Annotated in this window: 25 protein-coding genes and 2 pseudogenes; 10 read left to right on the plus strand and 17 right to left on the minus strand. The window is 59.0% G+C overall.

Annotated features, from left to right (window positions below; all coding sequences use genetic code 11):
- Positions 1-17 precede the first annotated feature (17 nt).
- Positions 18-749: a transcriptional regulator NanR gene (locus tag PYH37_RS01385; protein WP_280731673.1), complete on the minus strand. Its 732-nt coding sequence runs from the start codon at positions 747-749 to the stop codon at positions 18-20.
- A 168-nt stretch (positions 750-917) separates the two neighbouring features.
- Between PYH37_RS01385 and oiaX the strand changes: the two genes are divergently transcribed.
- Together oiaX and PYH37_RS01395 are read left to right on the plus strand one after the other, a co-directional pair.
- A complete protein-coding gene (gene oiaX / locus PYH37_RS01390; RefSeq protein WP_280731674.1) occupies positions 918-2,174 on the plus strand; it encodes a 3-oxo-isoapionate-4-phosphate decarboxylase OiaX in 1,257 nt (418 codons plus the stop codon).
- 33 nt (positions 2,175-2,207) lie between these two features.
- Positions 2,208-3,542 carry a four-carbon acid sugar kinase family protein gene (locus PYH37_RS01395; RefSeq protein ID WP_280731676.1) on the plus strand — a complete coding sequence of 445 codons (1,335 nt, stop codon included), beginning with the start codon at positions 2,208-2,210 and terminating at the stop codon, positions 3,540-3,542.
- A gap of 202 nt (positions 3,543-3,744) precedes the next feature.
- Here the strand turns inward: PYH37_RS01395 and PYH37_RS01400 are convergent.
- Positions 3,745-3,843: pseudogene (locus tag PYH37_RS01400) on the minus strand (TetR/AcrR family transcriptional regulator); the annotation flags it as partial.
- Positions 3,844-4,091: 248 nt separating this feature from the next.
- Here PYH37_RS01400 and PYH37_RS01405 point away from each other — a divergent pair.
- The gene (locus PYH37_RS01405) at positions 4,092-4,427 is read left to right on the plus strand and encodes a RidA family protein (protein WP_280731677.1); all 336 of its coding nucleotides are present in this window, start codon (positions 4,092-4,094) and stop codon (positions 4,425-4,427) included.
- 312 nt (positions 4,428-4,739) lie between these two features.
- Here the strand turns inward: PYH37_RS01405 and PYH37_RS01410 are convergent.
- The 3 genes and pseudogenes from PYH37_RS01410 to PYH37_RS01420 form a co-directional block, all read right to left on the minus strand.
- Positions 4,740-4,954: pseudogene (locus PYH37_RS01410) on the minus strand (transposase); the annotation flags it as partial.
- Positions 4,955-5,443: 489 nt separating this feature from the next.
- On the minus strand, positions 5,444-5,827 hold the full coding sequence (locus PYH37_RS01415) for a type II toxin-antitoxin system VapC family toxin (protein WP_280731678.1): 384 nt from the start codon (positions 5,825-5,827) through the stop codon (positions 5,444-5,446).
- Positions 5,824-6,018, minus strand: coding sequence for a type II toxin-antitoxin system VapB family antitoxin (locus PYH37_RS01420; RefSeq protein WP_280731679.1), 195 nt, complete (start codon positions 6,016-6,018; stop codon positions 5,824-5,826). The genes PYH37_RS01415 and PYH37_RS01420 overlap by 4 nt, the downstream gene beginning before the upstream one ends.
- A 901-nt stretch (positions 6,019-6,919) precedes the next feature.
- Here PYH37_RS01420 and PYH37_RS01425 point away from each other — a divergent pair.
- Positions 6,920-7,984 carry a class I SAM-dependent methyltransferase gene (locus tag PYH37_RS01425; RefSeq protein ID WP_280731680.1) on the plus strand — a complete coding sequence of 355 codons (1,065 nt, stop codon included), beginning with the start codon at positions 6,920-6,922 and terminating at the stop codon, positions 7,982-7,984.
- 395 nt (positions 7,985-8,379) lie between these two features.
- Here the strand turns inward: PYH37_RS01425 and PYH37_RS01430 are convergent, their stop codons facing one another.
- The 3 genes from PYH37_RS01430 to PYH37_RS01440 form a co-directional block, all read right to left on the minus strand.
- The gene (locus PYH37_RS01430) at positions 8,380-8,793 is read right to left on the minus strand and encodes a GNAT family N-acetyltransferase (RefSeq protein WP_280731681.1); all 414 of its coding nucleotides are present in this window, start codon (positions 8,791-8,793) and stop codon (positions 8,380-8,382) included.
- A gap of 155 nt (positions 8,794-8,948) precedes the next feature.
- Positions 8,949-9,974, minus strand: a complete 1,026-nt coding sequence (locus PYH37_RS01435; RefSeq protein WP_280731682.1) for a LacI family DNA-binding transcriptional regulator — start codon at positions 9,972-9,974, stop codon at positions 8,949-8,951.
- A 49-nt stretch (positions 9,975-10,023) separates the two neighbouring features.
- Positions 10,024-10,350 (minus strand): EthD domain-containing protein, encoded by a 327-nt coding sequence (locus tag PYH37_RS01440; protein ID WP_280731683.1) that lies wholly within the window; start codon positions 10,348-10,350, stop codon positions 10,024-10,026.
- A 310-nt stretch (positions 10,351-10,660) separates the two neighbouring features.
- On the opposite strand from PYH37_RS01440, the gene PYH37_RS01445 reads away from it, so the two are divergent.
- From PYH37_RS01445 to PYH37_RS01465, 5 genes are all read left to right on the plus strand, one after another.
- Positions 10,661-11,464 (plus strand): transporter substrate-binding domain-containing protein, encoded by an 804-nt coding sequence (locus PYH37_RS01445; protein ID WP_280731684.1) that lies wholly within the window; start codon positions 10,661-10,663, stop codon positions 11,462-11,464.
- A gap of 64 nt (positions 11,465-11,528) precedes the next feature.
- Entirely contained in the window at positions 11,529-12,248 is a 720-nt protein-coding gene (locus PYH37_RS01450) for an amino acid ABC transporter permease (protein ID WP_280731685.1), read from the plus strand.
- Positions 12,245-12,904 carry an amino acid ABC transporter permease gene (locus PYH37_RS01455; RefSeq protein WP_280731686.1) on the plus strand — a complete coding sequence of 220 codons (660 nt, stop codon included), beginning with the start codon at positions 12,245-12,247 and terminating at the stop codon, positions 12,902-12,904. Before PYH37_RS01450 ends, PYH37_RS01455 begins: the two co-directional genes overlap by 4 nt.
- Positions 12,885-13,616: an amino acid ABC transporter ATP-binding protein gene (locus PYH37_RS01460; protein WP_280731687.1), complete on the plus strand. Its 732-nt coding sequence runs from the start codon at positions 12,885-12,887 to the stop codon at positions 13,614-13,616. The genes PYH37_RS01455 and PYH37_RS01460 overlap by 20 nt, the downstream gene beginning before the upstream one ends.
- A gap of 205 nt (positions 13,617-13,821) precedes the next feature.
- The gene (locus PYH37_RS01465; protein ID WP_280731688.1) at positions 13,822-14,757 is read left to right on the plus strand and encodes a 2-hydroxyacid dehydrogenase; all 936 of its coding nucleotides are present in this window, start codon (positions 13,822-13,824) and stop codon (positions 14,755-14,757) included.
- Between the two features lie 78 nt (positions 14,758-14,835).
- Here the strand turns inward: PYH37_RS01465 and PYH37_RS01470 are convergent, their stop codons facing one another.
- The 3 genes from PYH37_RS01470 to PYH37_RS01480 are packed head-to-tail and all read right to left on the minus strand — an operon-like array spanning position 14,836 to position 17,016.
- Complete coding sequence (locus PYH37_RS01470) at positions 14,836-15,717, minus strand: NAD(P)-dependent oxidoreductase (protein ID WP_280731689.1); 882 nt, start codon at positions 15,715-15,717, stop codon at positions 14,836-14,838.
- Positions 15,718-15,719: 2 nt separating this feature from the next.
- Positions 15,720-16,244 (minus strand): gluconokinase, encoded by a 525-nt coding sequence (locus tag PYH37_RS01475; RefSeq protein WP_280731690.1) that lies wholly within the window; start codon positions 16,242-16,244, stop codon positions 15,720-15,722.
- Between the two features lie 4 nt (positions 16,245-16,248).
- Complete coding sequence (locus PYH37_RS01480) at positions 16,249-17,016, minus strand: SDR family oxidoreductase (RefSeq protein ID WP_280731691.1); 768 nt, start codon at positions 17,014-17,016, stop codon at positions 16,249-16,251.
- Between the two features lie 112 nt (positions 17,017-17,128).
- Here PYH37_RS01480 and PYH37_RS01485 point away from each other — a divergent pair, with 112 nt between their 5' ends.
- A complete protein-coding gene (locus PYH37_RS01485) occupies positions 17,129-18,163 on the plus strand; it encodes an L-idonate 5-dehydrogenase (RefSeq protein ID WP_280731692.1) in 1,035 nt (344 codons plus the stop codon).
- A 680-nt stretch (positions 18,164-18,843) separates the two neighbouring features.
- On the opposite strand, the gene PYH37_RS01490 is transcribed toward PYH37_RS01485, so the two are convergent.
- Genes PYH37_RS01490 through PYH37_RS01515 form a run of 6 tightly spaced genes read right to left on the minus strand, consistent with a single transcriptional unit; the run spans position 18,844 to position 24,779 of the window.
- Entirely contained in the window at positions 18,844-19,353 is a 510-nt protein-coding gene (locus tag PYH37_RS01490) for a DUF995 domain-containing protein (RefSeq protein ID WP_280731693.1), read from the minus strand.
- A gap of 27 nt (positions 19,354-19,380) precedes the next feature.
- On the minus strand, positions 19,381-20,334 hold the full coding sequence (locus PYH37_RS01495) for a glycoside hydrolase family 26 protein (RefSeq protein ID WP_280731694.1): 954 nt from the start codon (positions 20,332-20,334) through the stop codon (positions 19,381-19,383).
- Positions 20,331-20,954 carry a DUF995 domain-containing protein gene (locus PYH37_RS01500; protein ID WP_280731695.1) on the minus strand — a complete coding sequence of 208 codons (624 nt, stop codon included), beginning with the start codon at positions 20,952-20,954 and terminating at the stop codon, positions 20,331-20,333. Before PYH37_RS01500 ends, PYH37_RS01495 begins: the two co-directional genes overlap by 4 nt.
- Entirely contained in the window at positions 20,951-22,789 is a 1,839-nt protein-coding gene (locus PYH37_RS01505) for a glycosyltransferase (RefSeq protein WP_280731696.1), read from the minus strand. Before PYH37_RS01505 ends, PYH37_RS01500 begins: the two co-directional genes overlap by 4 nt.
- A complete protein-coding gene (gene galE, locus PYH37_RS01510) occupies positions 22,786-23,772 on the minus strand; it encodes a UDP-glucose 4-epimerase GalE (RefSeq protein ID WP_280731697.1) in 987 nt (328 codons plus the stop codon). The genes PYH37_RS01505 and galE overlap by 4 nt, the downstream gene beginning before the upstream one ends.
- Positions 23,772-24,779 carry a UDP-glucuronic acid decarboxylase family protein gene (locus PYH37_RS01515; protein ID WP_280732496.1) on the minus strand — a complete coding sequence of 336 codons (1,008 nt, stop codon included), beginning with the start codon at positions 24,777-24,779 and terminating at the stop codon, positions 23,772-23,774. Before PYH37_RS01515 ends, galE begins: the two co-directional genes overlap by 1 nt.
- Positions 24,780-25,032 lie beyond the last annotated feature (253 nt).

Genomic DNA, 25,032 nt, shown 5'->3' on the forward strand with positions numbered 1-25,032 from the left:
GCGTGACCGCGGGTCCGCTACGCGTTTTGGCCCTCAGGCTTTCCTTTGGGTGCGTAGAGCGCACGCGAGCGTTCGAGGTGCTTGATCATCGCCTGTTCGGCCTCATCGGGGTTTCCGCGCCGGATGCAGTCGATGATCTCCTCGTGCTCGGAAAGCGTCACATTCTCCCGGCCGGTCCAGATCAGCATCTCCGTGTGGTATTCCTTAAGCCAGCCGAGCATGGCTTCGCTGACGGCGGTGAAGATCGGATTGCCGGAAATCTGCGCAATGCGGGTGTGAAAGGCCATATCGGCCGCGATAAAGGCTTCGGAATCGCCAAGTACGGCGCGCTGGCGCTTCAGCGTTTCCTCAAGCGCGGCGATATCCGCAGGCCCCGCCCGGCTTGCCGCCTCGCGTACCATGCCGCGCTCGAAGAAGATGCGCGCGCTCTTCAAATGCTCAAGCGAGTCCGAGGAGGCCGAAAGCATGATCTTGGCGGCAACGTCCACCTGCCGGAGCAGTGATTTCGCGGTGAGCTTCAGGACCCTCGCACGCTCGCCGTGCGAAATCTCGACGAGGCCCATATTGGCCAGCGCCTGCATCGCTTCACGAATGGCGGGGCGCCCCACCTGGAAGCGCTCCATCAGCATCCGTTCCGATGGCATCTCGTCGCCGGGCTGCAATTCACCGCTCTCGATCAGCGCTTTCAGCCGCGCGAAGACCTCATCGGAAAGCTTCCGGCGAACGATCGGTTCCGATTGAATGACCATGTGAACTCCACGGCTGTTGCGTCGATCCTCTATATGCACGTTTTCGGTAGAGAGGAAATCACGCACCACCTGCGGCCGCGCAGTCGCGATTTCCTCTTGCGCAACTGAGATACTCATTATACCAGTTGATCAAAAGAAGCTACTCATTCCGTAAAGGCGAATTCGCCCGTGATACGCATTACCTACCGCATCGAAAGCCCCGGCGACGTCGAGGCGCTGGCGGCAAAGATCGCAAGCGACCAATCGACCGGGACTTTCGTGCCCATACCCGGCGAAACGGAAGAGCTGAAGGCTCGGGTTGCGGCGCGTGTCGTTGCCATTCGGCACCTGGAGCCGACCGACAGACCCTCATTGCCGGACGAGGCGGGGGACGCGCGACGCTTCAATCGGGCTGAAGCCGATATTTGTTTCCCCCTCGACGCCGTGGGCACCGATCTCTCCGCACTGATGACCATCGCCATCGGCGGCGTCTATTCCATAAAGGGAATGACGGGTATCCGCGTCGTCGATATGAAGCTGCCGCCCGAGTTCGCTGCAGCCTATCCCGGTCCGGAGTTCGGCATTGCCGGAAGCCGTCGCCTGACGGGCGTTCAGGGCCGCCCGATCATCGGCACGATCGTGAAGCCCGCGCTGGGCTTGAGGCCCGTGGAGACGGCGGAACTCGTGAACGACCTGCTTTCCTCCGGCGTGGATTTCATCAAGGACGATGAAAAGCTCATGAGCCCCGCCTATTCGCCCCTCAAGGATCGGATCGCCGCTATCATGCCAAAGATCCTCGATCACGAGCAGAAGACCGGCAAGAAAGTCATGTACGCCTTCGGCATATCCCACACCGATCCGGATGAAATGATGCGCAATCACGACCTGGTGGTTGCGGCAGGCGGCAATGCGGGGGTCGTCAACATCAATTCGATCGGCATGGGCAGCTTCGCCTTCCTGCGCAAGCGCTCCGGGATCGTTCTTCATGCTCATCGCAACGGCTGGGATATCCTCACGCGCCACGGTGGTCTCGGAATGGAGTTCTCCGTCTGGCAGCAGTTCTGGCGGCTCATCGGGGTGGACCAGTTCCAAATCAACGGCATCCGCGTCAAATATTGGGAACCGGACGAGAGCTTCGTGAAATCGTTCAAGGCGATCAGCACGCCGCTTTTTTCAGAGAACGATTGCCCTCTGCCAGTTGTCGGTTCCGGTCAGTGGGGTGGGCAGGCGCCCGAGACATACGCCCGTACCGGGCAGTCGACCGATCTGCTTTATCTGTGCGGCGGCGGGATCGTCAGCCACCCTGGTGGGGCGGGGGCGGGCGTCAAGGCCGTTCGCCAAGCCTGGGAGGCCGCGGTTGCGGGCATTCCGCTTGCGGACTATGCCAAGGACCACCCGGAACTCGCCCAATCGCTTGAGAAATTCGCCGCCGGCAAAGGCGCCTGATCGACCTCAATTCAGCAGCACGGAAGATTTTGAATGCAGAGACCATTGCTGAGCTATTACGGCGACGACCTGACCGGCTCCACCGATGTGATGGAGGCGCTCTCCTCGCAGGGCGTCAACACGGCACTGTTCCTCAAGATCCCCGATGCCGCGCTTCTTCAACGTTTTGCCAATTGCAGCGCCTTCGGTCTCGCGGGCACGAGCCGCAGCCAGACGCCGGCCTGGATGGCTGAGCACCTCCTGCCAGCTTTCACCTGGCTGAAGTCGCTGGACGCCGCGATCACGCACTACAAGGTCTGCTCGACCTTCGATTCCAGCCCCGCTGTCGGCAATATCGGCAAGGCGATCGAGATCGGCCGCGATGTTTTTGGTGATGCGCCGGTGCCGCTCGTCGTCGGCGCTCCACAGATCCGTCGTTACACTGCCTTCGGCAATCTCTTCGCCGCCTTTCGCGGCGAAACTTATCGTATCGACCGGCATCCGGTCATGAGCCGCCATCCGGTCACGCCTATGGACGAGGCGGATATTCGCCTGCACCTGTCGCGCCAGACGTCATTGCGCACGGGGCTGGTCGACATCGCGCAACTCGGCTCGCCCGATGCGGATGCAATTACCGATCGCACCTTCGCTAACGGAAATGGCATCGTCCTCCTCGATGTCGCCCATGGGGAGAGCCAGGCGGCCGTCGGCCGGCAGATTTGGCGCAAGCGCGCTGCGGACGGGCAGTTTGCCTGCGGCTCGTCAGGCCTGGAATATGCGCTGGTTCGCGAGTGGCACCGGCTCGGGCTCATTGCCGAAGCGCCCGTCTACACCGCACCTGGCCCTGTCGACCGGATCGCCGTCGTTTCCGGAAGCGTGTCGCCCACGACCGAACGGCAGATTCGGCATGCTATCGAGAACGGCTTTGATGGCATAGCGCTCGATGCGATCGCATTTGCTGCGCCAGACGGGGGCGCCGCGCTCGAGGACGCACTCGCGCGTGGCCTTTCGAGTCTTGCCGCCGGCCGGAGCGTGATCCTCTACACGGCTTTAGGACCCTCGGCTGACCGAGGCGATGCCATACCTCTGGAGGATGGCTCGCGCCACAGGATCGGTGAGCGACTCGGCATGCTTCTGCGGGAACTGGTGACAAGCGCCGGACTTAGTCGAGCCGTCATCGCCGGCGGCGATACATCGAGCCATGCCTTGACCCAGCTTTCCGTCGATGCGCTGACCTTGCGGCTGCCCTTGCCACAGTCACCCGGTTCTCCTCTTTGCACCGTTCACAGCGCAGATCCGCGTGTCGACCGTATTGAGGTGGCGTTGAAGGGCGGGCAGGTCGGCCTCGACGACTACTTCTCGATGATCCGCGACGGGCGGCCGGACTAGACCGGAAAAGAGACCTTCCGCTTTGGAGCAGCAAGTCAATTTCAGACTCTCCGCATTTGAACTTGCGGATGCCTTCCTTGAAAGGCAGCGGGCTTACTCTGATCTGATCTGATCTGAGCTAGGTCCAGAGTATTGTCCGCGGCCGTCATCAAAGTTCTTCTGATAAAATTCGTAGACGGCGCAAGTCCGGTGTTACGCCACCCGACGGATCTCCGAGGACCGCAGGCCCGTCGAGCAGAACGATACGCTGTACTTCGGGAGCGAGCGCCATTTCGATATAGGCCGCACCCTCGGCCAGCAGCAAAGGCCTTTCGCGCGGCCCACGATTAGGTTTTCGCGGTTCTCCTCCATCATCTCGACGCGTCGCTTTGTCATCATCGTGACGCCTGCCTTTCACATAGGTGGCGTATATGGGTTGATATACGCCGCGTATGCTCGATGCTTCACATACATGGCGTATATCAAATGATGCGGCAGCGTGTGAAGCTCCCGAAGCTTAGCATTCCGCTCGTTGAGTGCCACCCAGCAACGATGAAGAGGGATTAAAAGATGACGCAGCGCGACGCAATTTTTCCTGCCAATAGGCATGCACTTTACGAGGCCCGTTCCGATGGGACGCCCGAACCTGATTTCGGGCGTCAGGTGCAACTGGCCTTCGACAACCTCGGGGCAACGATGAAAGCGGCGGGCTGCACCTTCGACGATATCGTTGATGTGACCACGTTCCACACCGATCCGGAAAACCAGTTCGAGACCATCATGGCCGTCAAGAATCAGATCTTCAGCAGTCCGCCCTATCCCAACTGGACCGCAATCGGTGTGAACTGGCTCGCCGGTTTCGATTTCGAGATCAAGGTCATCGCTCGCATTCCTGAAGAGGCATAGGCTTCTTTCTGCCGGAGCGGTCCGCGCTCCGGTCAACAGTATCGCTGTTCACGCGCTGACCGACGTTGGTGCTGACCGTGTGTTGAACTAGACCCGAGGTGCCGCACTGGCGCACCTGCTTGCTGCAGCCGCAAAGTTGGCCCGCAGGTCCCAGGGGCGGACGAATGTCCGGATAGGGCCTGATTCCGTTTACAAAAGCCTGCATGATCTCGGCCGGCGTCTTGAGGCGATAAACGATCAAGCGGAATTTGCGGTGGTTCGTGCCGGCTATACGGGTTTGGGTGCCGGCATCGGGATCAGCTTGCAGAGCTTTCAGAGGTTTTGGGCTGTGGCTCCGAGATGGAATTCATCCCTCGCGCCGTTCGGTCCTCGCAATCGCAACCGATCCAGCCTGAGAATCCGTTTGAAAATGGGCAAACAGCATCTCGATCTTCTCTCTGTCGCCTCGAGGTCACGTAGGCTTCCGTCTTGGCGATATCGCGAGCCATATCTCGCGCCCCCTCATGGATGGATCGCGGCACTTTGCGGGCGATTTGTATCAATCGTACACAATTGTATCGACTTCACGAGTGCGCTGAGGCACTCCATCTTTCCGGCGCCGTGTCGACGCTGGCCTGTGGAATGGCTGCGGACCACTGGGGGAGCAAGGCGGTCTTGGTCGTTATGGCCGCAGCCGGCGCACTGATCTCCAGCGTGATCGGTTCGACGACGGCACTCGGTCAAATGCGGTCGTGTCGAATCTCCCCGTCAGCGGCCATACGGCCTACCTTCGGCCGCGGATCAGACGTGTGATCTCTTCCGACAAAGGCGGACATGATCTGAAGCTTCCACCTAGAGCTTCCTTCGTCTGTGGTCCGTCCAGCCGATCGAGAAGCAGGTTGATGACCTCCTTCGGCGTTATGCCGCTATCGGGCCGCAAATAGCTCGCGACGTCTCGCTGACAGTCGGTGCGCTCTACCTTGACGTGCGACTCCGGGGAGCATTGGGGGCTATGCTGCTCTTCCTATTTCCCGGCCCTAGTTGGGCACAGTACCGTCAGAAACCACCCGCGCGCGCGCTTTTTCTGCCGCCCTGCGCAGCCGCTTGTCTCGCGTCCACAACTCGGCTCGGCTGTCGATTAAAGTTGACGCGAGCAGATGGGCGTCCGTGTAGCCTATGCCCATGCTGTAAAGTTGGTGCTCGTCGATCATTGCCATGACTTCATCGTGCGTGGCGATGATGACCTCCCGTTGGACCGCCAAGAACCCGAGCGTGACCAGACGATTGTGCAAGCTGCCCAACGCAAGTTCGCCAACGATGGCGGGATGGCAGAGCAGCATATCGTTTTCGATCGTTTGGATTAGCTGCGGATCAGCTAGGCGGAAGTGGTCGATCCAGATTCCCGTGTCGGCCAGCCTCACTTTTCGGCCCGCCTCCGCGGACCAGCCTCCGCGTCGGGCATCGTGCCGCCCAAGGCGATCAGACGCTTGCCTGCTTCCATGCGAACCAGCGTTTCCAGCGCCTGACGGACGACCGCCGCCGTTTCTTTCGTGCCGGTCAGGGCCTTCGCCTTTTCCATGAGGCTGTCGTCTATGTTGATGGTTGACCGCATGTGCGCCTCCTTTCGCATTGCATCAGAAATAACACCAATTGGTGCTGTTCTCAACGCCTGCGCAGCGATAGATTCAAATCGAGGATACCTGGGGCCGTCGTCTACTGCGGATGTGAACGTCACGGATCACTCAAAGGCAAGACTGTGGCCGCTGGCCAGCCCTCAACGCACTACAAGCAGATTAGCGGAGACCGTCGCTCCGCGCTGCGCTTATGCGCCCGCACCACTCACTCGCGAATCTGCCCTCCGCTTGCACACCCGGTCTTACTTGCGACGCGGCGGGAGCAGGAGCGGGGCTTCTGCTCGCTCGGCAAGAGCAAGACCCCTTCGCGGAACGGAGCGAAGATCACGACCGATATCGACATCCTGCTGGCTCATCCGCTGTCGCAACGGCAATCGTCTCAGCATGAACATCAAGGCCGACATAAACCATTCTTTCCATAAGCTTCTTCCTTTCCAAACCAATCCGTTTGACAAGGAAAACCTAGCGGCTTTGCCGCCGTAAATCGCTCATCTGGTCTAACGCCCTGGCAGCCTGTCCCAATTGAACCTGCGTGGATTTTCTGTGTCAGCGCCTTGGCTTTCAAGAGCGAGTGTTGTCCAGAAGAGACTACCGTTCAACTGCTACGACTTCCGCATTCCCGACATTTGATTGTTCTCCTGCCAACTTCCGAGTCGGCGGAAGGCGGTCGCCGGTGAAGCTTATTGGCAACGACTGGATCGCGAGGGCCTTCGTCCACTCCGTCCTGAAGCCATTTTGTTGCGCGAAAACGGCATTGACGTTTGCCCAGACAATGGCAAGCCCCGCCCGCATAGCTGACGCTCCTACCGCTATTGTTCGAATAGGGGCACCGAGTTGAAATCGGTTAAGTTCTATGAGTTCTCGGATAAGGAGCATGCAATGGCCGCTACCGTTGAAACTGCCGGCGTCGGGCCGTACCGCCCCTCGCCAAGCTTGGCCGAGAAGAACGCGACAGCCGTGAAGTATGACTGGGAAGAGGTCAGTGCTTGTCCGGTCTGCCTGTCGTGTTCACTATCGCGTCTGCCGAAGCTGCGCCACATCGGCTATTCACGCTGCAGGGATTGCGGTTTCACCTTTGCGAATCCGATTCCGAGCAACGCCTTCCTCGAACGATTCTACAACTCAGACTTCTATAACAATTACAGAAGCCTGGAAGCCGAGCGAATCCCTAGTGACCGGTATTACAGTGCGAGCTTCTCGGATGTCTGCCGCGTTGCCGACCTTGTCCAGATAGATCGATCCGCAAGGATACTGGATTTCGGATGTGGGCCCGGCAGCCTGGTTGCTCTCATGCGGGACGAGCGTGGCTACACTAATGTCGAGGGGCTGGAACTCAACCAGCAGAGTGTCGCCGTCGCACGTAGCCGCTACGGGCTAGAAATCGCCTCCGCGCTGGATCAGCTTCGCGAACGTCAGTATGATCTGATCTTCCTGGTCGAGGTCATCGAGCACGTTCCGCGCCCGCGCGAGTTCATCGACGTCGTTTCGAGCTTCCTAAAGCCGGGTGGCACACTGCTTGTAACAACCGATTCGGTTCGCAACTTGCCTTCGCACCTGTTCCCGCGATACTCCGGGCACTTCACAGGTCCGAGTCATGTCAGCCTGTTTACCGAGACTTCGATGAGCCGCCTCCTGAGACAGTCCGGTTACAAAATCACTCGACTCGACACTGACCCCTCGCACGAGTTTTTCGGTCATGCGGTGGCAAGCCCGTTCTATGCCATAGACTTTCTCAGCCCGCAGTCGAAGGACGATCTGCCCGATCTCCTTTACGTGCCGCACGGACTTGGCGCTGTCATCGGGCTGATGCCGACCCGCCGCCTACCGCGCCCCCTGCGCGTAGCGAAAAGGATCGACAGCAGGATCGGCCGCTGGATAGGGAAGAGGCTGAAGCATCCGCCGACCGATCATCTTTTCGTTCTTGCAGTGAAGCAGGGCATCTGACGACGAGAGCCAGGGCCGGTAGATAACCGATGACAATCGAATTCGGCTAAAAGGTCGCTTTGGCTCAATCTACGACCCGCTCCATTGTCCATGCACCTCTCTTCTTAGTTTTTATCTGAAAGTGGCAGAGACGTTTCTATGGCGCTCCTGATAGTTCAACAACTCCAAACGAATTCTGCGCGGCTTCAATGACCGCTTTTTCAACACAGTCGCGGCATTCAGGTTGACAACGAGCAGCGGCAGCAACGGGTCGGACTTTGCCCTTCGCCTCATCTGCCGGAACGGCGTGGTTGCAGACTTAGCAGTCTTCCACTGGCCGGAGCGATTTGATCAGAAGCACCCGGTGCTCTGTATAGGTGTCCCAGCCCTTCCTTCACACAGGGGAGTGTTGCAGCTTATTCGTAGCCATGCCGCTCATATAGCCGTCTTGCACCTGCATTGTTGTTGGCGACGATGACACTCATCCGACGAAGCGCCTCTTCCCGCGCTATTTGTTCTGCAAGATTAAGTAGCCGTGAACCAAGCCCTTTCCCTCGGTATCCGGGATAGCAGGCCAGGACATTGACATACCAGTTTTCGAGTGCCTTGTTCTCTAGTTCTTGAAGTGGCCGAAACAGGGCAGGGAAGTCATCGCCAATTGGCTTGGGCTCCGAGCCGATTGTGTATCCGGTCAGACTTGCTACGGCACCGTCTCCAAAGTCCACAACCACGATTTGGCCTTCGCGCACCTTTTCTACTTGCCGAGCGCGACCAACCTCCCAAGGATCCTGACCGTCCTTTGCAAGTCCCTCCCAAATGTACAGGGGCAAACCCTCGCCAGCGAAGTTGACGAGTTCAGCCAGCTCCCAACCAGCAGCGGAGCCTTCTTCAGTTCTCGTGCGCCTTCAGGTGCTAAGGACACGCAAAGCCGATAAGCCGTGTTCGAGTCGCGCAGAACGAGCCTATGCGTGGGGTCTGATCGTGATTAGCCGGGTTCCCGCGGGGCGGTCGTTTCGCGTATGAGCAAATCGAACCCGATATCGATCCGAGATTGGGTGATGGGAGCGCTGGCGTTGTCTCGTTCCAGGATCGACAGGAGCAGTTCCCCGGTCTTTCGTCCAATCATCGCGGCATCAACGCGGATCGTTGAAATAGCCGGCACGCATTGGCGGGCAATGTCGAAGTCGCCAAAGCCGATCAAAGAAAGGGCCTCCGGCACCTTTATGCCGCGCCGATGGCACTCCATTAACGCCCCGACAGCAGAAATGTCGGAGACCGCAAAAACGGCCTCGACGTCGGGCGCGCGCTGAAGCAGCGTGGCGAGGGTGCGAGCGCCGTGGTCATAGGAAACAGGCGCTGAACCCTCACGTATCACCAAATCGTCCGCAATTCCTGCCTCCCTCAAGACGGCCGCAAAACCCTGAAGTCGCGCCTCGCCACGCAGGTCCATCGCATCGCCATCGATGCGCGATCCCAGGGCTGCAATGCGGCGGTGCCCGAGCGAAATGAGGTGGCGGGCAGCGAGCCGTCCGACTTCGTAGTTGGAAAAGCCTACAGCATGATCGATCGGGTGTTCCGGCACGTCCCAGATCTCGACGATCGGAATGCCGGCGCGCAACAGCATCTCGTTGGCGGCCTTGGTGTGCACTGTCCCGGCGATCACGATCGCATCCGGCCGCCGCGCCAGCATCGCGCGGACGATCAGCTCTTCTTCCTTCAGGCTGTACATGGTGTAGCCGATCAAGAGCTGGTAATCAGCCGCGCGCAGCGCCCCCGCCAGTCCCTGCGCGGTGTCGGCAAAGTTGGCGTTCGTCAGCGTTGGCAAGATCGCGGTAACGAAGTTCGTGCGGCGCGAGGACAGGGATCCTGCAATCCGGTCCGGCACATAGCCCAGCTGGTCGATGGCTTTCATCACTCGCGTGCGTGTGGCTTCCGATACCAGCTCGGGATCCGCAAGCACACGGGAAACGGTCATTTTCGAGACGCCCGCAAGGCGCGAAACATCGCTCATTGTTGCTTTTCGGGATGATTCTGAAGGCGGTGCCACCGGTCTCGGGCTCCTAGCTTCGTGCAACGCGGCTATAGACCAGATGGTAGAAGCGCCCATCGCACATCGTCATCATCTCGTCGGTGATTGCACGTCCCTCCAACCTCACCGGAGAGGCAAGCGCTTCCTCTACGGCCTCGATCGATGGGTAGTCAATTTCCTGCACCATAATAATGGGCGCAGCCTCGGCATCGCTCTCCACCGTCTTCATCACGCGAATGGCCTGCGCATTCGGCATACGCTTCCAGACGGGCATCAGCCGCTCCTCGACAATTCGAAAGAATTCCTCCTCGCGTCCAGCATGAATTTTACCCTCGAAAATCGCAGAGCGTGTGAACATGAGCCTCCCCCTTCAGACCGCTTCAATTCCGCCGAACCATTTTGTCGGCTTGCAATGATACCGATAACATGCATTATTGCGTTTAACAAATCGGAAAACGTGAGCGAGGCAGGGAGTCGCAGAAGGGCAGAAAGACGGGCTCATTCAGTAAAGGATAGCTGATATCGGCGGCGCTGGAGGCTTGCCGCAACACACTCAAGGCTTAGCACCGCAGGCATGTTACCGAGAACAGTTGGGATTTTTCATCCGCGAAAATGTCCATGAGGAGCGACAGCGGAGGAAACGGTAGTCACAAGATGGAGGAGAAGCAATGAGCATTTCGAAGTCCCTGCGCACGATGGCAACGGCCGTCGGGTTTGCCGCGGCCTGCCTGCTGTCGTCGGTAGAGGTGCATGCCGCCTCGCTCAACGATATTATTTCCCGCGGAACCGTACGTATCGGCGTGCTGACGGGTGCGCCGCCTATGGGAATGGTCGACGAGAAGGGCAATCCGACGGGCTACGACGTCGACGTCGCCAATCTCATCGCCGGGTATCTGTCGCTTCCAGTGGAACTCGTTCCCTTGACGCCGCCGGCGCGCATTCCCGCGCTTCAAACCGGCAAGGTGGATTTCCTCGTCGCGACGCTGGCACCCACGGGCGAACGGGCGAAGACCGTCATGTTCACTCAGCCCTATAGCGCCTTCAACATGGACATCATTTCCGGCCCCGATCAGAAGTTTGCGAAACTTTCGGACCTTGAGGGCAAGCGGGTGGCAGTGAACCGTGGTTCATCGCAGGAGACGGCTCTGCGCAAAGCGGCGGTGCCGGGGTTGGAGATCGTCGTTTATGAGGACGATTCCACGAGTGCTCAGGCATTGATCGCCGGCCAGGCCGATGCGGTGGCGCTACCTTCGACGGTTGGCGAAGCAATCATCAAGCAGCGACCGGATGCGGGCCTGCAGGTCGGCTTCACTTTCTTTCAGCAGGGCAATTCCATGGCGACGAAGATGGAGGATTTCGAGCTGCGCCAGTGGCTGAATACCGCGATCTATCTGATGAAGATCTCCGGTGATCTCGACAAGATTGCCATGAAATGGACCGGGCGTCCCATGCCGCAACTGCCGTCCTTCTAAGGTCGAATTCGTGCCAGCCCGCCGGTGGTCATCGACGGGCTGAAAGACATGATCGGAGACGGGCATGGCCTATACATTTCAATTTGGCGCGCTTGCGCAATATCAGCACGAACTCATGAGCGGTATCTGGCTGACGATCAAGCTTTCGGTGTTGTCGATCCTGTTCGGCTCGCTTGCCGGCACCCTGCTTGCCTCGGTAAGGTCGATCAACGGCGGGACCGTTCGCTTCCTGGTCGATGCCTATGTCGAGATCATCCGCAACACGCCTTTTCTCATTCAGCTCTTCATTGTCTACTTCGGCATGCCCGGTCTTGGTATTCGCGTGAGCGCGGATACCGCAGCACTGATCGGCATGACCATCAATCTTGCCGCCTATTCGACCGAGATCATTCGAGCCGGCATTGAGGCAGTGCACAAATCGCAGATCGAGGCCGGCGAAGCGCTGGGCTTCACACGCTTCCAGATCTATCGGCATGTCATCATCGTGCCTGCGATTACCAAGGTCTATCCGGCACTATGCAGCCAATTCGTGCTGATGATGCTGGCGTCGAGCATATGCTCTGCCATCTCCACTCACGAGCTGGCGGCCTCGGCAGCTTTTGTGGAATCGCAGACCTACCGGTCCTTCGAAGTCTACATCGTCGTGACACTCATCTATCTCGTGCTGGCGCTCGCGCTGCGTGCCGTGCTTGCGCTTGTGGGCCTTTGGCTGTTCGGACGACGCGTCGCCCGCAGGACGCTCGCGACCAAGCCGGTCTCGGCAGTTTCGGAGGTCAGCGCATGACGCTTAGAACATTCGGGCTCAATGAATTCGGCTTTTTGCTGCAAGCGCTGCAGTGGACGGTCATTCTCACGATCATCGCTCTTATCGGCGGTGGGCTCCTCGGCTTTGGCCTGGCGCTTGCCCGCACGTCGCAGCTTCGGGCCATCCGTGTTGCCGCCGGTACTTACATCCAGGTCATTCAGGGCATTCCAGTGCTGATGATCCTGTTCCTGTCCTATTACGGCCTCAGTCTTGCCGGCCTCGAACTGCCGCCGCTCGTTGCCGCTGGAGCGTCCATGACGATCTACGCGTCCGGTTATCTCGCGGAAATCTGGCGAGGTTGTATTCAGGCCGTTCCGAAGCAGCAATGGGAAGCGTCGGAATCGCTCGCTATGACCCGGCTGCAGCAATATCGCTATGTCATCCTGCCACAGGCGTTGCGCGTTTCGCTGCCGCCGACCGTTGGCTTCGCCGTACAGGTCGTTAAGAACACCTCGATCACCTCGATCATCGGTTTCGTCGAACTCGCCCGCGCCGGGCAGCTCATCAACAACGCGACGTTTCAGCCGTTCCGCGTCTTCGTTGCTGTCGCGGTCCTTTATTTCGTTGTCTGCTACCCATTGTCCCAGCTCTCGCGCTTGCTGGAAAGGAGACTTCATGTCGGAAGTAGTCGTTGAAAATGTACACAAGAGCTTCGGCGCACTGGAGGTGCTCAAGGGTGTCTCGTTGACCGTCGAACGCGGTGAGGTGTTCGCTTTGATCGGCCGCTCCGGCTCGGGAAAGAGTACTTTGCTTCGCTGCATGAACGGGCTGGAGAAGGTCAATTCGGGCAGGATCGAAATCGCCGGCCATAGGCTCGAGGCGGACCCCAAGGCGCTGCGGAGGCTGCGAACCGACGTCGGGATCGTTTTCCAGAGCTACAACCTCTTTCCGCACTTGACCGTTGGCGAAAACATCATGCTGGCCCCCCGTATCGTGAAAGACGTGACCAAGGCCGAAACGCAGGCCATTGCCCGCGAAGTGCTGCAGCTCGTCGGCCTGTCGGAGAAATTCGATTTCTATCCAGACCAGCTTTCGGGTGGCCAGCAGCAGCGCGTAGCGATTGCCCGATCGCTGGCAATGCGGCCGAAAGTGATGCTGTTCGACGAGGTCACCTCTGCGCTCGATCCCGAACTGACCGAGGAGGTGCTGATGGTGATGGAGCAATTGGCGAGCGACGGAATGACGATGATCCTCGTGACCCACGAGATGGGCTTTGCGCGCCGCGTCGCAACGAAAACCGTCTTCATGCACAAGGGCACGATCTGGGAGGAGGGGCCCTCTAAGGGGCTTTTCGCCAACCCGCGAACGCCGGAACTGCGCCAGTTCGTGAAGTCCGATGTGAAATGACGCCGCTACTGCATGTTTCCTTAAATCGGAACCGATTCAAGGAAAAAACATGCAGCAATTCAAAGTGCTACAGCGACCTTTGTGCGTTTGAAAAGACGCACGGCGCTGTAGGGCCGGCGAAAGTCGTGAAACGCCGGCGCCTCCGTTTCTCCCCGAGAAGATTGCCACCTCCGGCCGGCGATACGGCCGCAAACCCGAGTTGATCATGACGATAGATATTTTGCAGCTTTGCCCGCTGACGCCGTTCCTCGAAGCAGAGCTGGCCAGGCGGTACCGGGTCCACCGACATTTTGATCGACAGGAAAAATCGGCCCTGGCCGCTATAGGAGCTGAAAAAATTCGAGGCGTTGTTACCGGCGGGCATATTGGCCTTCCCACCGATCTGGCAAACGCCCTTCCGAACCTGGAGATCGTCGCGGTGAACGGAGTCGGCTACGACAAGGTCGATCTCGAGCAGGCGAAGCGCAGAAATGTTCGCGTCTCGAATACGCCGGATGTGTTGACGGACGACGTGGCAGACCTTGCCATCGGCCTCATCCTCGCACTCGCCCGTGAACTGCCGCGCGCTGACGCCTTCGTACGCTCAGGCAATTGGCCTTCAGGTGATTTCGGCTTGGCGACCCGGGTCTCGGGACGCCGCTATGGAATATTCGGGCTGGGGCGCATTGGTCAGGCGATCGCCCGGCGGCTTGAAGGTTTCAGCGCCCACATCTCCTATTCGGCTCGTTCGAAACGCGATGTCCCTTATCTCTTTTGCGAGACGATTTGCGAACTCGCGGCGGAATGCGACGTGCTGATCATCGCTGCCGCCGCTTCCTCCGAGACCCGTCATATCGTAAATGCCGAGGTGCTCGATGCGCTTGGGCCGCGAGGCACGCTGGTCAATGTTGCGCGGGGCTCACTTATTGACGAGCCGGCGCTTGTGACAGCGCTTCTTGACGGTCGCCTAGGCGCTGCTGCCCTTGACGTCTTTGAGGACGAGCCGCGTGTTCCCTCGGCTCTGTTCGACATGCAAAATGTGGTCCTTGCGCCGCATATCGGCAGCGCAACGCGTGAAACACGCCGCGCGATGGCGGATCTGGTTCTCGCAAATCTCGACGCACATTTCGCCGGAATGCCGTTGCCGACGCCAGTGGTATAGGTTGATACCGGTATCATTCCCGCCGCCTTACAAGCGGAGGCAACATTCGCCTCCGCGATCAGGCATTTTGGCGGCGGCTTACGAGGCGAGACCGTCGAGAAGTCGCATCATCTCGGCTGAATCCTTTGGTCCAAGGCCCGCTGCACAAAGTAACCGATGAATCTCGACAACCTGGCCGGTCATCGGCAGTGGCGTCTTGGTCTTGAGAGCGAAAGCCTGCAGCGCATCGAGGTCCTTCAACATGTTGTCGATACGGCCGGTCGGCGTATAGTCGCGCGCGGCAAACTTCGCCATGAATTCCTGCATGATCCGATTGTCAGCGCGTCCGCCGGCCAGTGCCTGCGGGATGATCGTCGGGTCGACGCCGCCTGCTTCCGCGAGCTTCACCGCCTCGGCGACAGCCTGAAAAGCGACTGCGCAGAAAAGCTGATTGATGAGTTTGGTTGTCTGGCCGGCGCCCGAAGGTCCCATGAGCGTGTAATTGGCACAGAGATGTCGCATGACCGCGCGGGCGCGCTCAAAGTCACCCTGTTCACCCCCTGCCATCACGGTAAGGCGCCCGGAGCGCGCGCCTGGTCCGCCGCCGGAAAGCGGACAGTCCAGCCATCGCATCCCGGTGCTTCCAGCAAGATCAGCCGCCATTGCTGCCGTTTCCTTCGGGTCGATCGAGGACATGTCGACCAGGAGCTTATCCCCTGTTCCGGCCTCGGCAACGCCAGCCGGGCCGAAGACGGCGGCGCGAACGACATCCGCGTGGTTGAGGCTCAGGATAACGTAGTCGCTCACGGCAGTGGCTTGCGCTATGGTTGCTGCTGCCGTGGCGCCCTCTCGCGCCAATGCTGCCGCCTTGCCGGCGTCAATGTCGAAAATGGTGAGCTTATTGCCGGTCTCGATCAGGCGTGTCGCAATCGCCGTTCCCATGATGCCGGCGCCGATAACGGCGATGCTCTCTCCTGCCATGATTACCTTCCTCCCTTGAACGCATCCCCAGCGCGCATGTGCGATACCCATGCGACACTCTGCCTAACGATCTCCGAAACCGAGTTTTCGACATTCTGCGTCAAGACGAGAGGCTCGTCGGTTGGCGGCTCCAATGTGTCCAGTTGGCTCTCAAGCATCGATATGGGCATGAAATGCCCCGTGCGCGCGCTCATGTGTTGCGCGAGAATATCGCCGCTACCTTCCAAGAAAACAAAGGCGAGCGGACCATCGGCCATATGGCGCAAACGCTCGCGATAGATCTTTTTCAGCGCGGAGCAGGAAACGACTAGGCCGCCTTGTGCCTGCGCAAGTGTTCCGCCGATGCTGTCCAGCCAGGGCCATCGATCCTCGTCAGTCAGGGTGATGCCTGCAGACATCTTGCGGACATTGCTTTCCGGATGGAGCGCGTCGCCTTCGATGAATTGTAGGGAAAGTCTGTTCGCGATCGCTTCGCCGACAGAGGATTTTCCCGACCCTGAGACGCCCATGACGATCAGACGGATCATTGGTTCAAACGCTCGCTGTCATGCCCCCGTCGACGAACAGCGTCTGTCCGTTGACGAAGGAGGAGGCCTCGCCCGCAAGGAAAACGGCGGCTCCAACGAGTTCCTCGACATTGCCCCAGCGTCCGGCCGGCGTGCGCTTCTCCAGCCACGCGGAAAATTCCGGATTGTCCACGAGTGCCTGATTGAGAGGCGTCTTGAAATAGCCGGGGGCGATGGCGTTGATCTGCAGCCCGTATTTCGCCCAGTCGGTCGCCATGCCGCGCGTCAAGTTGCGGATCGCGCCTTTCGTCGCGGTATAGGGCGCGATCGAGGGGCGAGCCAGTTCGCTCTGGACCGAGGCAATATTGATGATCTTGCCTGCGCGGCGGGCGATCATATGGCGGGCCACGGCCTGTCCAGCATAGAAGGCGCTGGAAACATTCGTTTGCAGCAGCATTTGCCACTTGTCGGCCGGAAAATCCTCAAGAGGTGAGCGGAACTGCATTCCGGCGTTGTTGACGAGAATGTCGATCGCGCCGATTTCCGTCTCAATCCGTTCGATGCCAGCCTGGACTGATATCTGGTCGGTGACGTCAAAACTCGAAGGCTGGGCGACATGGCCCTCGGTTCGAAGGACATTGACCGCGTCAGCTATTCGCGTTTCGTCGCGGCCATTGATGACAACCGCGGCGCCGTGCTCTGCGAGCCCGCGCGCAAGCGCAAATCCAATCCCTTGGCTGGAACCTGTTACGAGTGCCAGGCGGCCCGAAAGATCAAAAAGCTTAAATCGCATTCTTGCCCCCTTCGAAGTGCATGCTTCCATTCGAATGGCGTCCTCGCCGCCATCTTCCGCTTGACATAAATGTTATCGATAACATAATCAAGCTCCAGCGGGAGGAAAGCTCATGAAATCCGTTGTCATTCACGCGGCGAAAGACCTGCGTATCGAAGATCGCGCCGCCGAGGCAGTAGGTCCCGGCCAGGTGGAAATCGCCATTCAGGCGGGCGGTGTTTGTGGCTCGGATCTCCATTATTATAACCACGGGGGTTTTGGCGCGATACGATTGCGCGAGCCGATGATTCTCGGTCATGAAATCGCCGGAACGATCAGTGCGCTCGGCTCCCGGGTTAGCGGCTTGTCCGTTGGCGATCGTGTTGCGGTCTCGCCGAGCAGGCCATGCAATGCATGCGAATATTGCCTGCGCGGGCTGCAGAATCACTGCACGCACATGCGCTTCTATGGTAGCGCCATGCCCGTGCCTCATATTCAGGGAGGCTTCCGTCAGCTCCTTGTCGCCGACGGCTGGCAGTGCCACAAGGTCGCCGACGGCGTCTCCATTAACGAAGCTGCATTTGCCGAGCCCTTTGCCGTGACGCTCCACGCTGTCAAACGAGCGGGCGCCCTCATCGGCAAGCGCGTTCTGGTGACAGGCTGCGGGCCGATCGGAACGCTTGCCATTCTTGCCGCGCGCGCTCATGGGGCGCAGGAGATCGTCGCGACCGACGTAATAGACTCGGTGCTGGAAAAAGCCCGTGTGGTCGGCGCGGAGCGAACCATCAATGTCGCCGAGCGCCCGCAGGATCTCTCGGCGTATTCAACCGGTAAAGGTTCGTTCGACGTGATGTTCGAAGCGTCGGGAAACGAGCGGGCCTTGCGCGCCGGCATCGAGACGCTGCGCCCGCGCGGCATCTTGATGCAACTCGGTCTCGGCGGCGACGTCTCCGTCCCGCTCAACATGATCGTTTCCAAGGAAATCGACATGCGGGGCTCTTTCCGTTTCCATGAGGAATTCGCCCTCGCAGTCGATCTCATCAATAGGCGTGTCGTTAACGTCATGCCGCTGCTCACGGATATATTTCCGCTGGAGCAAGCGGTGCTCGCCTTCGAAACGGCTGGCGATCGCACCCGCGCGATGAAGGTACAATTGAGTTTTGCCTGACCCCAACGATGGTTCATCGGACCGGCGAAGGCGCGCCGGCCTCTAAGGCGGCGCCAGCTTCGCTGAAGATCGCATCTTCGCCCCGGATGAGATCAGCCCGCAATTCCGGCCGGCCTTGAGATATGTTAGATTAAGCTGGTGCGTTTTGATCTTCGCGTCTGGACGGCGTGGGGGCATGCGGCCCTAATTTGCAGATGCCGCAAATTGTAACGTTTTCCTCCACAGCGACTTAATTCCTCACCGGTAGCGTTCTTGCACAAGTTCAGGAACGGGGAATAAACCTGTGAAAACGAATTCGAAAGTCATATCAGGTATATCCGACGGCCACGCGAAGATAGCCCGTTGCGTATTGGTAACTTTGCTTGCAGCTACGCATGTGGCGTGCTCATCAACGCCTGATCAGACTATTGTAACGTCGTCGCTGACTAAAGAAATCAGCTCACCAATACAAAACAAAAAAAGCACAAAAGTTAAACAAGCCGCAACGCACAGAGCCATCAAGCTTGCCAGCGTAAATTATCTCGGCCGAGCACCCTATATCTGCACGCCAAGCGGATTTGGGAGCACATCGCGTTGCTTCATGCGATAAAGGCGGAGTTGCGCGCCGACGCCGGGCTCATCTGCGGAGCCGAATTATGCTCTAGCGTCGGTTCCCCTGCGCAACTCCTTCCGGGGGAAGGTCAATTAGCCCGCTGAATCCGCGACTCGATCTTACCGACTCGGGCGCTGACGTAATTGCCGCGGCGCAGCTTGGCGAATTCATCGCTCTCCTGTGCCGGGGCGTTTCGGAAGACGTACCATTGTCCATCCGGTTCGCGCTTTTGATAGATGACGCCGCGCACCTTTCGGTGGCTGAAGCAGGTGGTCGCGGGTGCCGAGCCGCTTTTGGCATGCCAATCGGCCTTGAAGCAGAGTTTTCCCGGTCCCGTGATGAACCACCTGCCGACCCCGTATGAGGGCGATCCGTTTTCCTTCGACCAGGCAGTGAAGCGGCGTTCCCGGACCGAAAAATAGCCTGCGCCATCTTTCCATATCCAGGACTTCTGACCGTAGAGGCTGTGGATCTCCGCATGAGTCAACGCTGTTGCGTTCTTCGCGACCGGACGCCCTGCGGCAGCTTCGGCCGGTGTAGTCGCTCCGAGGCCACCGACGAAAGCGGCAATCAAGAGTATTTTGCGCAGTTTCGACATGTTGTGCTCCTTCTCCGGTCCCGCCGGTCAGTTGACAGCTTCTCTGACGACCCGCCAGTCGGGGCGTCCGTAGCCTTCGGGCCACTCGTAGATCTCGCGGTCGTTGAAGTAGACGACGGCGGTCAAAGCGGGGAACTCGGCATGCGGCTTCGTTACGGTTTCGGCCCAGTTGCGCACGTAGGAGGCGTCGCCTTCATACCCGAGTTCGGCGACCATGATCGGCTTGCCAAAACCTTGAACGCGGTTATATCCGGGCGTCAGGCGTTCGGAGAACGTCTGGTCGCGGCCAACTTTGTCATGGTCGTATTTCTGAAGACCGAAGACCGAAAGCCCCACGATATCTACGACATCGTCACCGGGGTAAAAGGCCTCCAGCCCCTCGTTCCCCTTGGGTGACCACACGTATTTTGCGTTCTTGAGATGCATCTTGCAGACGTTCACCATCCGGCGGAAGGCCGCCGCGAAGTCCTGCGGCCGCCAGTGCGCCCAGGAAAATTGATTGTCGGTTTCGTCCATTTCCTGGCCCCACCTGATGATAATAGGGCTTTTCAGGGTGGCGGCGGTCGAACAGACGGCGGCCATGTTCTTGTCGCGCTCGCCACTGAGAATGCTGCTGAGCAGCTCTTCCGCCGAGAGCCGCCAGTCTGGTGACCAGGACCAGGGTTCGATCGTGATCATCAGGGAACGCCCGCGCGCCTTTGCGTAGTCGTCCGCAAGTGCGAGCGTGGAAAGTTCCACGTCTTCCCAGGGAAGAAATAGATGTTCGATCTTGGAGCTTGATGGCGCGCCGAAATCGCCATGCGGATCATAGGCGCCGAAGTCGATCGATTCCTTGGTGAGGACGGGTCTCTTGTCCGACGACGTCGCCGCCGTCGTTGAATTCGCATCGGGAAGTCCCCGGGGCATGTTGGCGGCCAGGACTGCTCCTGACAGCAACAGACCGGCAAATGAGAGGGCAATTGCCTTTGACGTTCGGTTCATTGTGCTTCTCCAGTCTGTTCGTGCCGGTGCTCGGGACGAACCGTTCGCGCTTTCGGTTGGCTTTGCTCCGGCTGTACCGGCTGGGATGCGATGAAGTTCTGAATGATCGGAAGCTTGGCTTCGACGAGGTCTTCTTTGACGAGTTTGTTGAACTCGTCCGACTGCGCCGGCTTCGAGTGTTTGAAGACGTACCATTCGCCGGCGGGCTCCCGCTTTTGATAGATGGTGCTGCCGAGAATCCGGTGGCTGAAGCACGTCTTGTCGCGCGACGTCGCGGTCTGGCTATGCCAATCCGCCTTCAGGCAAAGCTGGCCGCTATCGGTCAGGATCCATCGACCTTCGGCCCAACTGGCGTCGGTGTCCGATTGCGTCCAGGCCGTGAAACGGCGGCCTTCGTCCTGCATCCGGCCAGCGCCGTTCGCCCATTTCCAGCTCTTGCCGCGAAAGATCATGTAGACCTCTGCGCCGGTCATGGGGCGGGTGTCTTTCGGCATTACGTCTTCGGCGGAGGCTGGCGATTGGACAGTCACTGCGGCAATTGCCGCAAGACCAAAGCCAAGGGTTCGAAGAGGCGTGCGGCTGCGAGGTATTTTTCGATCAATGAAGATTTTTCCTGTCATGGTCTTTCCCCTTGCGCGCTGTCCCATGTTGCTTGCGGAGCGGCGATCCATCGCGGATTGAAGACGATCCTGCGCAAGGCGGTACCGTCGTTCCCGGCGCCTGCGACTGCATAGCGTTCCTCAAAGAGACGGAAGCTACCGGCACCCCAGGCAAGCGCCTCCAATCCGTCTTTGCCGTGCTCTGCGGTAGCGACGCCGGGCAAGACGATGAGCGAAAGTAGCCCGGCCGCCATTGCCGGCCGATACAGACGCGTTGCAGCTCTCACCGTGTTCTCGCGAGAGTGTTGGATGACGATGACCAGCAAGAGCGCGGCATAGATCGCGGCGTTCAGGATCGAAAAAAGGTAGAAGCCCTTGGTTTCTCCGGCATCATCAACGAAGAGGACTGGCAACAGAGCCCAAAGGACCAACAAGGCGTAAGGTGAAAGCACGCGCAACGGGACTGGATCGACCTCGGATCCACCCTTCGGCGTCACCCGAAAATCGACGAAGGATCCCGCGATCCAGTCGCGCGCAGCGGCAAGCGTTCCCGCCAGTGCCCAGGGCCAGCGTGCAAAGAGAAACAGGACGCATTCCCAGGTAAGGATTTTTGCGTGGAACGGACGGAAAGTACCACTTGCCCGCCAACGATATGCCAGCAGCATCAGAACGATGGACAGCGGAGCGAAATGCGCCACAAAGCTGGGATAGGTTACCGCCACGAAATTCTCGCCGCGCAGCAACGCGATGACCGGCATGGCGAACATCAGTGCCATGAAAAACGCGAAGAGCGGATACCAGAGCTGCGAGAACAGGAACTGAAATTTCAAACGCAGGGGAAGCCGGCCGATCAGGCGCGGGGAGTATTGCAGGAGCAGCATCATAAGGCTACGCGACCACTGGAACTCCTGCGTCACGAGATCGGAGAAGGTACGCGGCCCGTCACCATGCGCGATTGCATCGAGCGCATGCACGCCGCGCCAACCATAGGCGTTCATCATCAATGTGGTCGAATGATCTTCCGCAAGCTCGGGACCGAGCCCGCCGATCTCTTTTAGCGCTGAGGTGCGCACCGCATAGTGGGATCCTATGCAGAGCGGCGCCAGTCCACCATTGTAGCCGGCCTGAAGCGAACCATGCATGCTTGCCTCTGCATAGAGCCTTCCACGCGCCGACCAACTGTCTTTGGCATTCCTGTCGCATAAGCTCGGCGCCGAGACGTAGCCGACGGCGGGGTCGGCGAAAGGTCTGAGCATTTGGAAAAGGTAGCCACGCTCGGGAACATGATCGGCGTCGAGCTGAGCTACGAAGTCATAGCGGTCATAACCATAGTGGTCATAGAAGAAGGCAAGGTTACCTTCCTTGCAGCGCGTGCGCCTCGGCCAGGACGTGCGGTGGTAATCGGCCCGCCCTTTGCGCGTCGAGACCAACACGCCATGCCTGCGGCACCAGTCCAGGGTTTCGGGTGAGGGATCCTCGTCCGCAAGCCAGGTATCATGCGGCACATCTTGAGCAAGCATCGCCGTTAGCGTCTCCGACACGACGGAAAAGGGTTCGGATGGCGCCTTTGTCACGACCATGGCGACGCGGCTGTTCGGCAGCAGGCGCAAGGGACCGCTTGGCTTCAAGGCGCGATAGAAGATCGCCATGAAATAGCCCGGCAGCAGGGTCACCCAGACAAGCACCGCCGTTACGATAATGGTTCCGACGAGACTGATGTGGTGGTCCGGCTTCAGCCACCAGGTCCAGAAGTAGACAAGGGCCCCAACCCAGACGGCGACCCCGCCCAGATATTCTATCCGCCGAACTCCGGTAAGCACGGGCACGAGAGCAGGCTCGCACGTCTCGCGGCTCATGATCGCACCTCCAATCCGAAGAAGGGCGCCGCGGTCCGCACGATGGTCTGAAGGTCGGAATATCGCGTTGAGAAGCCAAGCAACTGATGGGCAAGGCTCGCGTCCGCATAAAGGGCCGGCGGATCGCCTGCCCGGCGCGGGCGTATCGCGACAGGGACGCTTCGCCCTGTCACCTCGGCGATGGTTCTCAGGACTTCCTTGATGGAAGCTCCACGCCCAGTTCCCAAATTAAGGGCGACATTCTCTCCGCCTTTTACGAGATGCCTGTATGCGAGAACGTGAGCCTGCGCGAGATCGGCGACATGGATATAGTCGCGAACTGAGGTTCCATCGGTCGTGTCGTAGTCGTCGCCGAATATCTCCAAGCTTGGAATCCTGCCTGCAGCGGCCATGAGCGCACGCGGGATCAGGTGAGTTTCGGGATCGTGCCATTCACCGAGGTCGCCCTCCGGATCAGCACCGCAAGCGTTGAAATAACGCAGCGCCACGTAGCGTAGGCCGAAAGCCGCGGCGTAATCGGCGAGCATGTGTTCAGCAATCAGTTTTGTCTTGCCGTAAGGATTGATTGGAACCTGTGGTGACGCCTCGTCGATCGGCAGCATGTCCGGCACGCCATAGGTGGCGCAACTCGATGAAAAGATGATCTTGTCGACGCTAGCCCGGCGGCAGGTATCGACAAGAGACAGCGTCCCGCCGACATTGTTTTGGTAGTATTTTGCAGGGTCGGTCACGGATTCGCCGACATAGGCGGACGCGGCAAAGTGTATGACAGCATCCGGTTCGTACCGGTCGATCGTCTCGGCCAGGCGGTTGGAGTCGAGGATGTCGCCGTTAACGAATGGTCCCCAACGAACCGACGAGCGGTTGCCGGTCGTCAGATTATCGTAGACAACGGGCTCAATGCCTTCCGAGCGCAGACGTTTTGCGGTGTGACTGCCGATATAGCCGGCGCCACCCGTCACGAGGATGCGTTGAAGGGCCATCACGCAACCTCCAGGACTTGCCCAGCCGATCGGGTGAGAAGGCCATCGAAATAGCGGATCGTCTCTTTAAGGCCCTCGGACAAGCTCACGTTCGGGCGCCAGCCGAGCTCTCGTGTGGCAAGCGTGATGTCGGGGCGACGCTGGCGCGGGTCATCTGTGGGCAAAGGGCGATAGACGATTTTCGACCGCGAACCGGTCAGCCCGATCACCTGTTCGGCGAGTTCCCCGATCGAAAATTCATCGGGATTGCCGAGATTGACCGGACCGGTCACCGAAGGCGCCGATGCCATCAAGCGGACAAAGCCGTCGACCAGGTCGTTGACGAAGCAGAAGGAGCGGGTCTGGGAGCCATCGCCATAGATGGTGATGTCATCGCCCTTCAAAGCCTGCACGATGAAGTTCGATACGACGCGGCCATCGTCCGGGCGCATCCGCGGTCCGTAGGTGTTGAAAATACGGACGACCTTGATTTCGACGTCGTGTCTCTTGTGGAAGTCGAAAAACAGCGTTTCTGCGCAGCGCTTGCCTTCGTCATAGCAGGAGCGCGGGCCAAACGGATTGACATTGCCCCAGTAGCTTTCCACTTGCGGGTGGATGTTTGCATCACCGTAAACTTCCGATGTGGACGCCTGGAAGATGCGTGCGCCATAGCGGGCGGCGAGCTCCAGCAGCTTGAGCGACCCCAGCACACAGGTTTTTGTGGTATGGATCGGGTCAGCTTGATAATGCGGCGGCGACGCCGGGCAGGCAAGATTGTAGATCTCGTCGACTTCGAGGTCGATCGGCTGCACGATGTCGTGGGCAATGACACTGAAGGCGTCAAAGCGCTTCAGGTGATCGACGTTGCGCCTCACTCCCGTCGAGAAGTTGTCGACGCAGATGACCTGATGCCCCGCGCCAAGAAGAAGCTCGCACAGATGTGATCCGAGAAAACCCGCCCCACCGGTAACAAGAATTCGCTTCTGTTCTTCTCGAAGCTGCGACACGCTATCGTCGCTTTTGGATATCTTTAAGGAAGAATTGAAATAAGTGTTACGCCGATAGTTCACGACTACCTCCAACAGATCTTATGGATGCGGTTTTTTCCGCCCAGGGCGGACTAAATTAATACGTATTGAAATTGAACAATGTTCAAAAGACTTCAAATGTTCTTCAATAATATTTCGCATTAACAGTTTCTATTTGATACAGAAACCGAGCGCGCTTGTCGTTATCCGCGCATCCTGATAGTTATCGCGCAGTGCATTTCTACTCAGGATG

Origin of the sequence: Sinorhizobium numidicum (assembly GCF_029892045.1) — a bacterium.
Lineage (GTDB): Bacteria > Pseudomonadota > Alphaproteobacteria > Rhizobiales > Rhizobiaceae > Sinorhizobium > Sinorhizobium numidicum.

Excerpts from the sequence above, each read along its gene's own strand:
- PYH37_RS01405 (WP_280731677.1), top strand. The coding sequence starts at position 4,092 with ATGACGCAGCGCGACGCAATTTTTCCTGCCAATAGGCATGCACTTTAC.
- PYH37_RS01490 (WP_280731693.1), bottom strand. The coding sequence starts at position 19,353 with ATGTCGAAACTGCGCAAAATACTCTTGATTGCCGCTTTCGTCGGTGGC.
- PYH37_RS01475 (WP_280731690.1), bottom strand. The coding sequence starts at position 16,244 with ATGATCCGTCTGATCGTCATGGGCGTCTCAGGGTCGGGAAAATCCTCT.
- PYH37_RS01500 (WP_280731695.1), bottom strand. The coding sequence starts at position 20,954 with ATGACAGGAAAAATCTTCATTGATCGAAAAATACCTCGCAGCCGCACG.
- galE (WP_280731697.1), bottom strand. The coding sequence starts at position 23,772 with ATGGCCCTTCAACGCATCCTCGTGACGGGTGGCGCCGGCTATATCGGC.
- PYH37_RS01425 (WP_280731680.1), top strand. The coding sequence starts at position 6,920 with ATGGCCGCTACCGTTGAAACTGCCGGCGTCGGGCCGTACCGCCCCTCG.
- PYH37_RS01505 (WP_280731696.1), bottom strand. The coding sequence starts at position 22,789 with ATGAGCCGCGAGACGTGCGAGCCTGCTCTCGTGCCCGTGCTTACCGGA.
- PYH37_RS01480 (WP_280731691.1), bottom strand. The coding sequence starts at position 17,016 with ATGCGATTTAAGCTTTTTGATCTTTCGGGCCGCCTGGCACTCGTAACA.
- PYH37_RS01455 (WP_280731686.1), top strand. The coding sequence starts at position 12,245 with ATGACGCTTAGAACATTCGGGCTCAATGAATTCGGCTTTTTGCTGCAA.
- PYH37_RS01485 (WP_280731692.1), top strand. The coding sequence starts at position 17,129 with ATGAAATCCGTTGTCATTCACGCGGCGAAAGACCTGCGTATCGAAGAT.
- PYH37_RS01420 (WP_280731679.1), bottom strand. The coding sequence starts at position 6,018 with ATGCGGTCAACCATCAACATAGACGACAGCCTCATGGAAAAGGCGAAG.
- PYH37_RS01435 (WP_280731682.1), bottom strand. The coding sequence starts at position 9,974 with ATGAGCGATGTTTCGCGCCTTGCGGGCGTCTCGAAAATGACCGTTTCC.
- PYH37_RS01385 (WP_280731673.1), bottom strand. The coding sequence starts at position 749 with ATGGTCATTCAATCGGAACCGATCGTTCGCCGGAAGCTTTCCGATGAG.
- PYH37_RS01395 (WP_280731676.1), top strand. The coding sequence starts at position 2,208 with ATGCAGAGACCATTGCTGAGCTATTACGGCGACGACCTGACCGGCTCC.
- PYH37_RS01440 (WP_280731683.1), bottom strand. The coding sequence starts at position 10,350 with ATGTTCACACGCTCTGCGATTTTCGAGGGTAAAATTCATGCTGGACGC.
- PYH37_RS01445 (WP_280731684.1), top strand. The coding sequence starts at position 10,661 with ATGAGCATTTCGAAGTCCCTGCGCACGATGGCAACGGCCGTCGGGTTT.
- PYH37_RS01470 (WP_280731689.1), bottom strand. The coding sequence starts at position 15,717 with ATGGCAGGAGAGAGCATCGCCGTTATCGGCGCCGGCATCATGGGAACG.
- PYH37_RS01465 (WP_280731688.1), top strand. The coding sequence starts at position 13,822 with ATGACGATAGATATTTTGCAGCTTTGCCCGCTGACGCCGTTCCTCGAA.
- PYH37_RS01460 (WP_280731687.1), top strand. The coding sequence starts at position 12,885 with ATGTCGGAAGTAGTCGTTGAAAATGTACACAAGAGCTTCGGCGCACTG.
- PYH37_RS01450 (WP_280731685.1), top strand. The coding sequence starts at position 11,529 with ATGGCCTATACATTTCAATTTGGCGCGCTTGCGCAATATCAGCACGAA.
- PYH37_RS01495 (WP_280731694.1), bottom strand. The coding sequence starts at position 20,334 with ATGAACCGAACGTCAAAGGCAATTGCCCTCTCATTTGCCGGTCTGTTG.